The organism is Streptomyces sp. SID5469, assembly GCF_009862865.1.
In the GTDB taxonomy this organism is placed as follows: Bacteria; Actinomycetota; Actinomycetes; order Streptomycetales; family Streptomycetaceae; genus Streptomyces; species Streptomyces avermitilis.
In genome coordinates, this window is record NZ_WWIN01000001.1 from 844,691 (window position 1) to 857,843 (window position 13,153).

The 13,153-nt window shown below is 68.6% G+C and carries 14 protein-coding genes and 1 pseudogene; 8 read left to right on the top strand and 7 right to left on the bottom strand.

The features are described 5' to 3' along the window. Positions 1–19 precede the first annotated feature (19 nt). The 3 genes from GTY58_RS03740 to GTY58_RS40325 all read left to right on the top strand — a co-directional run bounded on the left by GTY58_RS03740 (position 20) and on the right by GTY58_RS40325 (position 1,272). Entirely contained in the window at positions 20–451 is a 432-nt protein-coding gene (locus GTY58_RS03740; protein WP_010982130.1) for an Hsp20/alpha crystallin family protein, read from the top strand. Between the two features lie 185 nt (positions 452–636). Continuing rightward, a complete protein-coding gene (locus GTY58_RS03745) occupies positions 637–1,077 on the top strand; it encodes a DUF2267 domain-containing protein (RefSeq protein WP_037651133.1) in 441 nt (146 codons plus the stop codon). Between the two features lie 45 nt (positions 1,078–1,122). Further along, a complete protein-coding gene (locus GTY58_RS40325) occupies positions 1,123–1,272 on the top strand; it encodes a hypothetical protein (RefSeq protein WP_154696718.1) in 150 nt (49 codons plus the stop codon). A gap of 192 nt (positions 1,273–1,464) precedes the next feature. Here GTY58_RS40325 and GTY58_RS40330 read toward each other — a convergent pair. The 6 genes and pseudogenes from GTY58_RS40330 to GTY58_RS03770 all read right to left on the bottom strand — a co-directional run. Then, positions 1,465–1,734, bottom strand: a pseudogene (locus GTY58_RS40330) (hypothetical protein); the annotation flags it as partial. Between the two features lie 423 nt (positions 1,735–2,157). Then, positions 2,158–2,973, bottom strand: coding sequence for a hypothetical protein (locus GTY58_RS03750; RefSeq protein WP_010982131.1), 816 nt, complete (start codon positions 2,971–2,973; stop codon positions 2,158–2,160). Positions 2,974–3,154: 181 nt separating this feature from the next. Further along, a complete protein-coding gene (locus tag GTY58_RS03755; protein WP_037651131.1) occupies positions 3,155–3,373 on the bottom strand; it encodes a hypothetical protein in 219 nt (72 codons plus the stop codon). 315 nt (positions 3,374–3,688) lie between these two features. Further along, positions 3,689–4,465: an ABC transporter permease gene (locus GTY58_RS03760; RefSeq protein WP_010982132.1), complete on the bottom strand. Its 777-nt coding sequence runs from the start codon at positions 4,463–4,465 to the stop codon at positions 3,689–3,691. Beyond that, complete coding sequence (locus tag GTY58_RS03765) at positions 4,462–5,427, bottom strand: daunorubicin resistance protein DrrA family ABC transporter ATP-binding protein (RefSeq protein ID WP_010982133.1); 966 nt, start codon at positions 5,425–5,427, stop codon at positions 4,462–4,464. Before GTY58_RS03765 ends, GTY58_RS03760 begins: the two co-directional genes overlap by 4 nt. A gap of 47 nt (positions 5,428–5,474) precedes the next feature. Continuing rightward, the gene (locus tag GTY58_RS03770; RefSeq protein WP_010982134.1) at positions 5,475–6,146 is read right to left on the bottom strand and encodes a hypothetical protein; all 672 of its coding nucleotides are present in this window, start codon (positions 6,144–6,146) and stop codon (positions 5,475–5,477) included. A 245-nt stretch (positions 6,147–6,391) separates the two neighbouring features. Between GTY58_RS03770 and GTY58_RS03775 the strand changes: the two genes are divergently transcribed. Next, the gene (locus GTY58_RS03775; protein WP_010982135.1) at positions 6,392–7,126 is read left to right on the top strand and encodes a helix-turn-helix domain-containing protein; all 735 of its coding nucleotides are present in this window, start codon (positions 6,392–6,394) and stop codon (positions 7,124–7,126) included. 158 nt (positions 7,127–7,284) lie between these two features. Here GTY58_RS03775 and GTY58_RS03780 read toward each other — a convergent pair whose 3' ends face one another. After that, positions 7,285–8,529, bottom strand: coding sequence for a SpoIIE family protein phosphatase (locus tag GTY58_RS03780; protein WP_107083234.1), 1,245 nt, complete (start codon positions 8,527–8,529; stop codon positions 7,285–7,287). Between the two features lie 639 nt (positions 8,530–9,168). Between GTY58_RS03780 and GTY58_RS03785 the strand changes: the two genes are divergently transcribed. The 4 genes from GTY58_RS03785 (at position 9,169) to GTY58_RS03800 (ending at position 13,049) form a co-directional block, all read left to right on the top strand. Then, positions 9,169–10,092, top strand: coding sequence for an SDR family oxidoreductase (locus tag GTY58_RS03785; RefSeq protein ID WP_010982137.1), 924 nt, complete (start codon positions 9,169–9,171; stop codon positions 10,090–10,092). 155 nt (positions 10,093–10,247) lie between these two features. Then, positions 10,248–10,895, top strand: a complete 648-nt coding sequence (locus GTY58_RS03790; RefSeq protein ID WP_010982138.1) for an RNA polymerase sigma factor — start codon at positions 10,248–10,250, stop codon at positions 10,893–10,895. Beyond that, positions 10,892–11,515, top strand: coding sequence for a hypothetical protein (locus GTY58_RS03795; protein ID WP_010982139.1), 624 nt, complete (start codon positions 10,892–10,894; stop codon positions 11,513–11,515). The genes GTY58_RS03790 and GTY58_RS03795 overlap by 4 nt, the downstream gene beginning before the upstream one ends. A 343-nt stretch (positions 11,516–11,858) precedes the next feature. After that, entirely contained in the window at positions 11,859–13,049 is a 1,191-nt protein-coding gene (locus GTY58_RS03800) for an acyltransferase (RefSeq protein ID WP_237528716.1), read from the top strand. Positions 13,050–13,153 lie beyond the last annotated feature (104 nt).

A 13,153-nucleotide genomic window follows, 5' to 3' on the forward strand; every position in this document is an offset into this window, starting at 1 on the left:
TCATCTGGAGGTGTTTACCGTGTTGATGCGCACCGACCCGTTCCGTGAACTCGACCGGCTGGCCCAGCATCTGATGGGTCCGGGAACGTGGTCCCGGCCTTCCGCGATGCCGATGGACGCCTACCGAGACGGCGACCAGTACGTCATCGCCTTCGACCTGCCGGGCATCGACCCCGACGCGCTCGACATCGACGTCGAGCGGAACATGCTCACCGTGAGGGCGGAGCGACGCCCCCTGCCGAGGTCCGAGAGCGCCCAGACGGAACTGTCCGAACGGCCTCTGGGTGTCTTCTCCCGCCAGCTCGTCCTGGCCGACACGCTCGACACCGAGCGCATCTGCGCGGACTACGAGGCCGGCGTCCTGACCCTGCGTATCCCGATCGCCGAGCGAGCCAAGCCCCGCAAGATCAGCGTCCGCAGCACCGGCGAACGCCAGGAGCTCGACGGCTGATCCGCCGCTCGCAAGTCCGCCGACCGGGCCCAGGACGAATTCGCCCACGATCCCGCCCTGGGCCCCGGCGGCCCCGGCCCCCTCGCTCCACGCCGGAAAGCCCGTCCTCGCAAGGAATGCGGTTCACGCGAGGAAACCGGTCCACCGCAGGAAATCAGTCCACGCAAGGAAAGTCGTCGCGCCTCATGACCCTCGTCTCTCCCACCGCGCCCTCGGCCCCGAAGACAACTGTCACCTTCGTCCAGATGCTGGAAAAGGTGCGCTACGAAGGCGCCTACCCCACCCGCCGACAGGCACAAGACGTCCTACGCCGTGTCCTTGAGGCCCTCGGCCGCCAGCTGACAGGTGACGAGCGCGTGGAACTCGCCGCCCGTCTCCCCCGGGAAGCAGCCGGCTTCCTCGCCTCGCAGATCCCCACCAGCCAGCCACTGACCGGCTGGGGCTTCGTGAAAGACCTCGCCGAACGAACGGGCGGCACTCTGGCGACGACCCGCTGGGACACCGGAACGGTCCTCGGCGTCCTCGCCCGCCTCGCCGGTGACGACCTGACCGCCCGGATCATCGGGCAACTCCCCGACGGCTACGCCCTGCTGTTCGGACGGGCCCAACTCGTCCGGGCCGCCTGACCGCCCGGCCAAAGCCAACACCGTCACCGGACAAGAACGGCACACATGTCCGCGGTGACCGTCATGGCCGTAGTGCCCGCGCCCGGCTGCGGCGGCGGCCACTACCTTCACCCACCGCTGGCCTCTGCCCCAGCTGACTCGACACCCGGCCTGCCCCGCATCAACGACGACAACGTGGCAGCCATGGCCGCATGACCAGACAGCAGCCACGCCCAGCAGGCTCCGGCGCCCGTACAGGGTGACGAAGACAGGGCACGCTCCGGATGAACGACGCAGCGCCTCTGCTTGGCTGCGGGCTGGGCGCGTTGTGGGTACCGACAGCACAGATCCCGGCAGCCAACGGGCTGCCGGGATCAAAAGTGGTGCGCCTACTTGGACTTGAGCTGCTTAATCCTCGGGCTTCAGCCCGAGGTTGTAGATGGCGTTGAGGATCAGCAGGCCGCCGGTCAACGCGGGGACTGCCCACTGGAGGAACGTCAGGTGACGCTGCGCTGTGTCGGTGTCGAGGGGGTGTTCGGCGGCCCTCTCCGCGTTCTCGGGACGGTCGGAGGAGGCAAGCTCGAGCTTCTTGCCCAGTACGCGACTGGAGGCCGTGGCCGCCAGCGCCGCTCCGGTCAGGACCGTCTTGGCCAGCGTCGAGGGTGCCCCTTGCCTGCTCGGTTGGTGCGAACGGCCTCATCCTCGTCACGCTCCAGCCCACTCGATTGCCGCATTCAGGGCGGGGACTTCGCCGCCGATATCGCAGTGATGCACCCACAACCGCCAACGCCGACGACCCATCACCTGCCTCGGGCGCGCAGCTCCTCCAGCCCGGCTGCCAGCCACCTCGCGCCCGATACCTCGCGAGACCTGGCTTTCGAAGAGTGTGACCTCATGTTGCGCGTCGTCGAGGAACTCTGCGCCCGCGGACTGGTCACAGTGGGCGCCGCTCAGACTCTAGGTGATGTCACCCAGTTTGTCGTCGGCCTTTCCGCCGGGTTCTCCGCCTGGGCGCCCAAAAGGCTCTTGAACGCCACACGCAGCTGGTCCAGTTCCGAGCCCTGATCGCCTCCGGCGTCACGTGCCGTGTCGGCCTTGGGTCTACCTCCGCCGCCGTGAGGATGCCTTCTTTGCCGCTGTCTTCTTGGCTGCGGACTTCTTCACAGGGGACTTCTTCGGCGAAGCCGAGGACTTCCTCGCCGCTGACGTCTTCTTCGCGGGAGCCGACTTCTTGGCAGGTGCCTTGCGGGCAGCGGCCCTCTCAGGACGACGCGCGCCGCCTCGACCGCGCCGAGAACCCCCATCGCTGTCGTCGTCCGGCTTCCGAGCTGCGCGGCGACGCCGGGAAGCGGGCCTTTCCGGCTCCTCTTCTTCCTCCGGCTCCTCTTCTTCCTCCGGCTCCTCTTCTTCCTCCGGCTCCTGTTCGCCTTCAGGCTCCTCCTCGTCCTCCCCCGGCTCCTCCTCCGGTTCTTCTTCCTCGTCCTCTTCGTACTCGTCCTCGGCTTCCTCCCCCTCTCCTTCTTCGGGCTCTTCGCCCTCCGGCACTTCCTCTTCCTCGTCTCCCTCCTCCGGCTCTTCGTCGTCCTGCGGCTCCTCCTTGCCCTTGCTGCCCATGCGCTCGGTGCGCTGGTGCAGGGAGTCGGCCAGATCGGCGAGTTTGCGGTCGGCCGCCGTGGTCATCGCCTTCCGCCCGGCCTCGAGTACCTCACCGCGGAGCTGCTCGTTGAGGTCGGCGAACTGGGGGAGCTCACGCAGCCTCTTGACGCCCTCCGCCAACAGTTGCTGTGGTTCCAGCCCGAACCGGCGGCCGGCCAGGTAAGTCGCCATCGCGAACGCGACTCGTCCCTTCTTCGTCCGGCCCACGACATACCCGCCGAGAACTGCGGCGGCAAGAGCGATCTTGGGTACATCAGCCATCAGATTTCCCTTCAAAGGGCTACCGAGCAGACGCTTCGGCTGGCGAGTGGCGCCCGCACACGGGCCCCGCACCTCGCAGGCAGAGGACTCCAATGGAGCAGCGGCCGGTGGCCGCGCTCGTCGCTCCGCCCCTTCCCAGTCTGGGCGGTGCTTCCAGCAGCCGCATGCGGAGAACAGAACGTCACAGGGCCGCAACCGCGAGGCTGCCCATGCGTGCGGCGCGCTGGGCCAGGAGCTCGCTCTCGTCGCGCTGCCCGCCACAACCCTGGCGGCCTGGATTGTGGCGGGCCATGATCCGGCGCAGGTGCGCTTCGTCGGTGAGCACCTGCCCGAGGAAGACGGAGTACCGGGCAAAGTCAGCGAGCCGATGCTCGGCTTCGTCCCCGGCCGGACCGGTCAACCGAAGACGGGCGGTGTCGGCCCCGAGATCAGGTGTCGACCGCGGGCGAGCGCGTCTTCGGCCTGGACCTCGGCACGGAAGCCGGAAGGGCGTTGCGCAGCAGGAACGGGCGTGCGCATGGTCTGCACAGTGCTGCCTCTGGCGGGCACCATGCCGTCGAGCCGCAGCTGCCGGATGGCTGCCGATCACCACGGATCAAGTGGCGGGAAGGAGTCGTCCTTTCACACGAACAGGGCGGCGTACGCCGACGCGGGTCGGTGTACGCCGCCCTGGGGCGGGACGAGTGGCGGGAGGTGGCCCGCGCTGTCATGTCGGCTATTTGGGGTCGCGGTTGAACTGCGCCTTCGACCAGCGGTGGCCGAGGACGGTCAGGCCCAGGCACCAGGCGAGGGCGATCCACCAGTTGTTGCCGATCTCGGTGCCCAGCAGGAGTCCGCGCAGGGTCTCGATGGCGGGGGTGAAGGGCTGGTACTCGGCGATCGGCTGGAACCAGCCGGGCATGGAGTCCAGCGGGACGAAGGCGCTGGAGATGAGGGGCAGCAGGATCAGCGGCATGGCGTTGTTGCTGGCGGCTTCGGCGTTGGGGCTGCCCAGGCCCATGCCGACTGCGATCCAGGTGAACGCCAGGGCGAACAGCGCGAGCAACCCGAATGCTGCCAGCCATTCCAGGACGGTGGCATCCGTGGAGCGGAAGCCCATGGCGACGCCGACGGCCCCGACGAGGACCACGCTCATGATCGCTTGCAGCACGCTGCCGGCGACGTGCCCGAACAGCACGGAGCTGCGGTGGATGGCCATGGTGCGGAAGCGGGCGATGATGCCTTCGTTCATGTCGGTGGAGACCGAGACGGCGGTGCCGATCGTGGTGGAGCCGATGGTCATCAACAGGATGCCGGGGACGATGTAGGCGATGTAGGCGGAGCGGCCCGCGCCGCCGCTCATGGTGTCGCCGAAGATGTACACGAACAGCAGCAACAGCATGACCGGAGTGAGCAGCAGGTTCAGGGTGAGCGACGGATAGCGGCGGGCGTGCAGGAGGTTGCGGCGCAGCATCGTGGAGGAGTCGCGTACCGCGAGGGAGAAGGAGCTCATCGGACAGCCTCCTTGGGCTGGTTCGGCTGGGCGGGCACGGTGGTGGAGCCGGTGAGAGCGAAGAAGACGTCGTCGAGGTCGGGGGTGTGCACGGTCAGCTCGTCGGCCTCGATGCCGGCGGCGTCCAGCTGGTCGAGGAGGGAGCGCAGTGCGCGCTGGCTGCCGTCGCTGGGGATCTGCAGCGACAGCGCTTCGTCGTCGCGGGTGCCCTCGCGCAGTGCCGAGGCGGCGGACTGGTAGGCGGCCGGGTCGGTGAAGCGGAGGCGGACGTGTCCGCCGGGGACGATCCGCTTCAGCTCGTCGGCGGTGCCCTGGGCGGCGATCTTCCCGTCGCTCAATACGGCGATGCGGTCGGCGAGTTCGTCGGCTTCTTCGAGGTACTGGGTGGTGAGGAAGACGGTGACGCCGCCCGTGACGAGCTCGCGGATGATCTGCCACATGTTGTGGCGGGAGCGGGGGTCGAGGCCGGTGGTCGGTTCGTCGAGGAAGATGATCCGCGGGCTGCCGACCAGGGTCATCGCGATGTCCAGGCGGCGCTTCATGCCGCCGGAGTAGGTGGAAGCGGGCTTCTTTGCGGCTTCCACCAGGTCGAAGCGTTCCAGGAGTTCCGCGGTGACGCGCTGTCCCTCGGACTTGGGCAGGTGGTGCAGGTCTGCCATGAGGAGCATGTTCTCCTCGCCGGTGATCAGCCCGTCGACGGCGGAGAACTGCCCGGTGACACCGATCGCGGCCCGCACGGCATGTGCCTCTGCGGCCAGGTCGTGGCCCGCGACCTGGGCCTGCCCGCCGTCGGCGGTGATGAGCGTGGACAGGATCTTCACGGCGGTGGTCTTGCCGGCACCGTTGGGCCCGAGCAGCGCGAACACCGACCCGGCCGGGATGCTCAGATCGATGCCGTCGAGGACGGTCTTGTCGCCGTAGGACTTGCGCAGCCCGTTCGCCGCGATGGCCAGGTTGGTCATGAGGGATGCTCCTGTTCAGGGACCGCCGGCGGTGGTGTCGCCGTGGGTCAGAGGCTGCGGGCGGTGATGTCGCCGTGGGCGGTGGTCGCGTGGATGGTCAGGCCGGCGGCCGCCCCGTCGGTGTTCTGGAGCGTGTTGTTGATCCGGCCGTAGGAGGTGCCGGCGTCCAGGGCGGCGGAGACTCCGCGGGCGGCACCGACGACGATGTCGCCCATCTGGGTGCTCAGCGTGAGCGTGCCGCGGGCGGCCTCGGCGATGTTCAGGTCGCCCTTCTGGGTGCTGATCTCGCCGGGCCCGTTCAGGCGGCCGACCGTGATGTCGGCGTCGAGGCCGGTGAGGCGGGCGCTTGCGGCCTCGTCGAGCTTGACCGAGCGGTAGCCGCCCGCGAAGACGACGTCACCGAGTCGTCCGACGCCGCGGAATTCGGCGGCGGCCGCCTTCGCCTCGATGTGGGAGCCGGCGGGCAGCTGGACGGTGACCTCGACGGATCCGGAGTGTCCGAGGGCCCGGTTCTTGGCCTGCGGGGCCCCGATCCGCAGGACGCCGTCGCTGTAGGAGACCGTGATCTCTTCGGCTGCCTTCACATCGCGGCTCTTGGCGGCGTTCGCGGGCAGGACCTCGATGGTGGTGTCGGCCCGGTCGGCGGCAATGAACTGGATGCGTCCCGCGGGGATGTCGACGACGGCGGAGACCGGGGCGGGGGTGTCGAACTTCTGCATCGTGTGCTCCTTGTTCTGTGTTGCGCGCCCTTGCGGCCCGCTTTTCCAACGGCAGAAACGCTACGTTGCATTCAAGGTTCTGGCAACAGAGTCATTGCGCAAGATTTTCATCATCGCAGGTCAACACTCAAAACTTGTTGCAATGACCTCACGCCTAACGCAACACCCTCGCCTGGGGATCGTTGCAATGAATTGAGAGTGAACGCTATAGTGGGGGACATCGCAGACCGACGAAGGAGACCGTGATGCCGGGAGGCAGACTCACCCAGGAGGAACGCCAGCAGATCGCGCTGGGACTGGCCGACGGCCTCGCCTACGCGGAGATCGCCCGAGGCATCGACCGTCCGACCTCGACGGTCACGCGTGAGGTGATGCGCAACGGCGGCCCCACCGCCTACCGCGCCGACCTCGCCCACCGCGCCACCGAACACCGCGCCCACCGGCGCAGGCAGGCCGCGCCCCGGGACCCGAAGGCGCCCCCGCAGCCCTACGGACGCGACGAGGAAGCGGTGCGCGAGTACGAGGAGGTGTTCACCACCGTCATCATGGCTTCGGGCGCGCCCAAGATGATGTCCCGGGTGCTGGCCTGTCTCTTCACCACCGACGCGGGCAGCCTCACCGCGTCCGAACTCGCCCAGCGCCTTCAGGTCAGCCCGGCGTCCATTTCCAAAGCGATCGCGTTCCTGGAGAGCCAGGGCCTCGTCCGCCGGGAACGCGACGAACGCCGCCGAGAGCGCTACGTCGTCGACGACGACGTCTGGTACCAGTCCATGATGGCCAGCGCCCGCTCCACCGCCCAACTCGTCGAAACCTCACGGCAGGGCGTCAGCATCCTCGGCCCCGGCACCCCCGCCGCCATCCGCCTCGAGAACATCGCCCGCTTCCTCGACTTCGTCTCCGAAAGCATCGCCCGCGCCGCGGAACAGGCCCGCGAAATCCTCCACACGAAACCCGGAACAACCCCAGACAGCACCACCTGAGCCACCATCAGGTCGCCGGCAGAAAGGCAAGCACGCGCCCGCCGGACAGCTTTCACCCGCGGCAGCAAGAGCATGAACCGCCTGCCCGTCGCGTCACGGCGCATTCTCCAGGACGCCTGATCGGGCACACCTGGTGCACATGCCCGGGCGGTCCGTTGTCAGAGGCGGACGACGACCAGGGCGATGTCGTCGCGGCCGCCACCGGCGACGCCGAGCCCCGCGAGCAGGGCGTCCGCAAGCCGCTCGGGAACGAGGTCGGTCAAGCCGCCCAGCGTTTCCCCGAGCCGGTCCAGGCCGGTGTCGATGTCCTCCCCCCGGCGCTCGATCAGCCCGTCGGTGTACAGGACGAGGGCGTCACCACGGCGATAAGGGGCGCTGGCCTGCGGGCGCGGCACAGGCTCGGGCCGCGCACCCAGCGGCGGATCGGTGGCCTTGTCCAGCAGTTCGCACGTGCCGTCGGCGTGCAAGAGCACCGGCGGAGGGTGGCCGGCGCTGGAGTAGACCAGCAGTTTCGACCGGGAGTCAATGAGCACCGTGACCGCGGTGGCCGCGAGTGCGCCCTCCACCGAGCGGGCGTACATGCCCAGCACCTCCAAGGCCTGGGCGGGCCCGGCCACCCCCCGGCTCGCCGCAGACAGGGCGCTGCGGAGCATGCCCATGATGGTGGCGGCCTCCAGACCGTGCCCGACGACGTCACCGACGGCAACGGTGAACCGCCCCTCGGTCAGGTCAACGGTGTCGTACCAGTCGCCGCACACGTTCAAAGAGCCGATCGCAGGCAGGTACCGCACCGCCACATTTTCATGACGGGCCAGATCCGGGGAGTGCAGCATCGCCTCCTGCAATGTGACCGCGACTTCCCGCTCCCTCGCGTGCGCCGCCCGCAACTCCTCATTCAGCCGCTGCAGCTCACGGGCCCGGGCATACAGCTCGGCCTCCATCCCCTCCTCCCGCTCGGACAGCCGCCCGCCCTCCCCGCGGCTCCGAAAGCGGCGGGCCTGCACAAACGCGGTCACGTCCTCCACCCGGTGGATGATCCACGCCACATGCCCGTCCCGGTCAACAACGGGGGTGTTCACCGGCGACCACCAGCGCTCCTCGAACACCCCCGGCCGCGCGACCACGGGGATGTCGTACTTCTGCACCGCCATCACGTCCGCGGACCCCGTGGCCAGTACCCGCTCCAACGAGGCCCCCAGATTCCGCACCCCGTCGGCATCCGGGTCGGCCGGGTTGTCCGGGAACGCCTCGAACACATGCTGGCCGACCAAGTCCTCCCGGGTACGGCCGGTCGCCCGCAGATACGCCTCATTGACATCCACGATCACCAGATCTGGCGCCAGCACCAGATACGGGCTCGGCGTCGCGCCGAACAGCAACCTGTAGTCCAGCTCGGGCCTCACACGCTTCCGCCCCGTGCGCATCCTCGGCCTCGGCGGCCCTATATCTTCCACGCTACGCAGCATCAGCACGCTCCGCACGGCGTGGCGCCCACCCGAGGCGGACGGGGCGGGCGCGCCGTTCCTTCGGCGGCGGGGCGGGCTCGTGGCGCGGTCGACAGCTCGGTGTCTCCCGCGCGGGGCAGGCCGGCTCGGGGCGGTCCGGTGCCCAGCGGGCGGCGGTGATCGGTCATCGGCCGGTTCTTCCCTGGCCTCCCCGGGGGCCCTCCGGGACCCGCCAGCGCCGGGCCGGTATTGCGCCAGGGAGTCTCCGGGCCGGCCGACGGCCGTCACCGACGACGACCTGGCGCAGGGAGTACTGGTACATCTGCCTGGCGCTGATCTTCGCGATATCCATCACGCAGGCCACGCGTTCCCCAACTGGGAACCCATCGCAGCGCGAGCGTCGGCGAACCCGCGGCGACCGCCCAGCGCCCTGCCCCCTCCGTGCATTCCGTCAGCCCGTGCGTGGCATTTCGTCGATTCCTCGAAATCGGCCAGTACGGTCTCGCCATCACTCTCCAGCAGGGCGGACAAAACTCTTTTTTCGGGTACGCGGACATGGGTGCCGCCGTCGGTGGCCGACAAGGAACGAGGACGGAAATGCGTGACATCGGTAGTGTCGGCGGGCACAGCTCCCCTCCTGGCACACCACTGCGCGGACGGGTCGCAGTCGTGACCGGCGCCGCACGCGGAGTCGGTGAGGCCCTGGCACAGCGCCTGTCCGCCGCCGGAATGCTCGTCGCACTGCTCGGGCGCGAGGAGGAGACCCTGCGGCGGGCGGCCGCCTCCTTGCCGAACCGAAACATCTACGTCGAAGCCGACGTCACCGACCACGCCGCGCTCGAGGACGCCGCCCGACATGTGGACAACGAACTGGGCCCGGCAAGCGTGGTCGTAGCCAACGCCGGCATCGCCGCCGGCGGTCCATTCACCCGCACCGCGGCCGACCTGTGGCAGCGGGTCATCGATGTCAACCTCGTCGGATCCGCCAACACCGCCAGAGCCTTCCTCCCGCAGCTCACCCACACCCGCGGCTACTTCCTCCAGATCGCCTCCACGGCCGCCTTCGGCTCCGCACCCATGATGAGCGCCTACTGCGCCTCCAAAGCCGGCGCAGAATCCTTCGCCCAGGCACTGCGCGGCGAGGTCGAGCGCGACGGCATCACCGTCGGCATCGCCTATCTCCACTGGACCGGCACTGCCATGGTCGCCGGCATCGACGACCACCCCGTCCTGCAAGCCCTGCGACGGAACCAGCCCCGCTTCGCACGCCGAGTCCACACCCCCGCCCAGGTCGCCGACTGGCTCACCACCGGCATCACCCACCGCGCCCACCACATCTACGCACCACCCTGGCTGCGCTGGTGCCAGCCTCTGCGGCCGCTCTTCCCCGCGGTCGTCGCCCGGATCACCCGGCGCGAACTGCGGACCCGTTCCCACACCGAGCTGGCAGCCGACGTCACGGTCCTGGGCGCCGGCGGTCTCGCCGACTGGAACTCCTTCCTGTCCCGCAAACACCTCTAGGCGTGGAAAGACCCTGGGCGACGACGCCGGTTCATCGGGTTCTCTCTGTAACGCTTTTCGTGCCTCGAACCAAGAACAAGTGAAGTGCCTTTGAAGAACTCCGGTACACCTCCGACGAGGAGGACCGGGATGCCTCCGACGAGAAGGAGTCGCCTGTGGATGGCGCGGAACGGTTACGGGGTGGGCCCGCCGCAGCAGTACGTGACCCGCAGCTCTTCGAAGAGTTCTACCGGCGGCACGTGGACGCGGTGATGCGTTTCGTGGCCCGGCGCGTCGACGACCCGCACACCGCGGCCGACCTGACGGCCGAAATCTTCCTCGCCGTCCTCGACTCGGTCCATACCTATCGCCCACACCTCGGCAGCGAGACTGCCTGGCTGTACGGCATCGCGCGCAACGTCGTGTCGTCGGAGCGCCGCCGGGTCGCGCGGGAGGCGGAACGCGATCTGCGCTTCTCCGGACGGCGGTTGCTGGAGGCTGACGACATCGTCCGCCTTGAGGACAGGCTCGACGCGGAGAGCCCCGGCCGGCATGCCCTGGCGGCGCTGGCGAGACTTCCCGAGGGCGAGCGGGCCGTCATGGAGCTCGTCGCGGTGGATCAGCTCACGGTCACGGAGGCGGCGGCCGCGCTGGGCATACGCCAGGTCACGGCCCGGGTCCGGCTGCACCGGGCGCGCAAGGCCCTGCGGGAGGAGGCGGACGTCAAGGCCGCGAAGACGAATCCCGTGGCCGCGCAGGCAAGCTCCCCGGGAGCGGAGACGCCGGACGCATCGCTGTTGTACGTCACAAGGGGAGAAGCATGAGCATGAGGACGACGTTCGAGGACCGGCTACTGGGTGAGCTGAAGCGGGAGATCGAGCTGCGCGAGGCCGGAGTAGCCAGCACCGGAACGGCTGAGTTCAAGACGGGCGAGGGCAGGGCGAAGGCTGCCGTGGGTCGTCTGTTCGCTCCGCTCACTCCGCGCCGGATGGCTGCCGTTGCGGCGGCCTGTACAGCGGCCTGGCTCGCCGCGGTGATCATGCCCGGTTCGCCGGCCGGCTCGAACGCGTGGGCGGTGGATCCGGTCGGAGACGGCAGCGTCAAGCTCACCGTCCAGGACCAGAACATCAGTGTCGCGGCCCAGCGCGAGCTCGCGAGGAAGGTGCGCCCATGGGGCGTTCACGTGACCGTTGACGTGCTCGCTCCCGGCTACGTCTGTGAGCGCAGCAAAGTCGCCTCTCCGCTCGTGGCGAGTGATGAACACGGCAACCGTGTACCCGTCATTCCTTTTAAGTCCAGCTGGGACGTCACACTGCGCCGGGGCAACGTGCTGACCTTCGAGAACACCAAAGGCAGCTCCCAGCCTCGCGCGGTCGAGTTCTACGAGACCAGGAGCGAGGCCGAGCCCTGCGTTCCGATGAAGGTTGTCCTGCCGGACGACTAGCCGACGGAATTCACAAAGTCGCGTCGACGACCGCGGAGCCGTGGTTCCCCGGGCCGCAAGGCAACCAGGGGAACCGCACATGACGCACGATCAGCCTGCAGCGCGGACGATGGGCATGGCGAATTCGCCCCCACCTCTTGCCCCTGCTTGGACCAAGCACAGCCGCTGAAGATCACACGGGTGCCCGCGGTGTAAAGCGCCTCATCAGGCGTGTCCTGTCTTCGCCACCCTGTGGCCGCATCTTCGACGGCCGGATCAAAGGCTACGTATGGAACCCCCACCCCTCGTCCCTCCTTCCCCAAATCGGACACGCTCTGTAATGCAACAACTACCCCCAGCTACCATGTCGGCCGGTCTGTCGCGGTTGGGCTGGCTGGATGCGTTGCGCGGCATCGCGGCACTGGTTGTGGTGTTCGACCACTCTTCGTACGCCTTCATGGCGGAGTTCCGGCGGGAGTTGATGCCGCAGTTCAACACCAGCCGGTACGGCATCATGGTGTTCTTCCTGGTGAGCGGCTACATCATCCCCGCGTCGCTGGAACGCCGGGGCTGTGTCCGGACGTTCTGGATCGGACGAGTATTCCGCATGTACCCACTGTGGGCGGTTGCCGTCACCGCGGTCCTCGCCCTCCACCTGATGGGAATCGCCGAGATTCGCACCGGCTTGGGCAGGCAGAGCCTTGCCGCCGTGACCGTCGCCCATGTCACCTTGCTCCAAGAGCTGCTGGGGACGCCCAGTCTCCTTCTTGTCCTGTGGACGCTCTCGTATGAGATGGCCTTCTACCTGCTGGTGGTTGCTCTCTTCACGGTCCGCCTTCATCGGCGGTCGGCAGCGGTCGCCGTCACCCTGGCCGTGCTCGCCGCCGTATGCGGGACGGCAGGGGTCGTGCTGCCGGTCTCCGCCCTCTCTGGCGCGGTGGGCACCGGCCCGCTGGTCGCGGTTGCCTCGATCACCATGGTGGTCGCCCTCTGCTGTGCGAGTGCCGTGTCACCCGCGCTTCGCGTGTTCGGGGGCGTGTTGGGCGGGGTGCTGGCGCTTGTCCTGGCCCCCTTCAACGGCACGGTCCCTCTGTGGGAGGGCCTGGTGATCCTTGCCGTGATGTTCCTCGGCACCGCCGCCTACCGGGCCGAGCACGGTCAGAGCACCTGGCGGTACGCTGCGTGCACAGCCGTCGTGGTGGTGGCCTGCGCGGTGGGGAGTGCGTACCGATACGGCGACGGGCCTCATTTCACACGGCGCGGCTGGATCGTGGCATTCCTGCTGGCAGTGCTCACCTTCGGTGCCGGACTGGCGTTGCGCCGCCGGCGGGTACCGCGCTGGCTGACCGGGCTGGGAACGATCAGTTACTCGGTCTATCTGGTGCATCCGGTGCTGTTGGCGGTGACCGACGGCACGATCGGCCGGTGGCGGCGGGACAATCTCATGCTCGAAGTGGCGTTCTTCGCCGTGCTGCTTCCCCTGTGCGTGCTGACTTACCGTTACATCGAAGCACCAAGCCAGACATGGGGCCGAAAGCTGGAACACCGCGCTTAGCCGCCGTGCCGAAGGCCCGTGCCGCATGCGTCCCCCCATCCTGTCCGGAGCACCGCAGCGCCCCGGACCGATCAAGGTCGAGGGCACTTTGACGGCAGATAGGG

Excerpts from the sequence above, each read along its gene's own strand:
- GTY58_RS03750 (WP_010982131.1), bottom strand. The coding sequence starts at position 2,973 with ATGGCTGATGTACCCAAGATCGCTCTTGCCGCCGCAGTTCTCGGCGGG.
- GTY58_RS03800 (WP_237528716.1), top strand. The coding sequence starts at position 11,859 with ATGTCGGCCGGTCTGTCGCGGTTGGGCTGGCTGGATGCGTTGCGCGGC.
- GTY58_RS03760 (WP_010982132.1), bottom strand. The coding sequence starts at position 4,465 with ATGAGCTCCTTCTCCCTCGCGGTACGCGACTCCTCCACGATGCTGCGC.
- GTY58_RS03795 (WP_010982139.1), top strand. The coding sequence starts at position 10,892 with ATGAGCATGAGGACGACGTTCGAGGACCGGCTACTGGGTGAGCTGAAG.
- GTY58_RS03785 (WP_010982137.1), top strand. The coding sequence starts at position 9,169 with ATGCGTGACATCGGTAGTGTCGGCGGGCACAGCTCCCCTCCTGGCACA.
- GTY58_RS03770 (WP_010982134.1), bottom strand. The coding sequence starts at position 6,146 with ATGCAGAAGTTCGACACCCCCGCCCCGGTCTCCGCCGTCGTCGACATC.
- GTY58_RS03765 (WP_010982133.1), bottom strand. The coding sequence starts at position 5,427 with ATGACCAACCTGGCCATCGCGGCGAACGGGCTGCGCAAGTCCTACGGC.
- GTY58_RS03775 (WP_010982135.1), top strand. The coding sequence starts at position 6,392 with ATGCCGGGAGGCAGACTCACCCAGGAGGAACGCCAGCAGATCGCGCTG.
- GTY58_RS03745 (WP_037651133.1), top strand. The coding sequence starts at position 637 with ATGACCCTCGTCTCTCCCACCGCGCCCTCGGCCCCGAAGACAACTGTC.
- GTY58_RS40325 (WP_154696718.1), top strand. The coding sequence starts at position 1,123 with ATGTCCGCGGTGACCGTCATGGCCGTAGTGCCCGCGCCCGGCTGCGGC.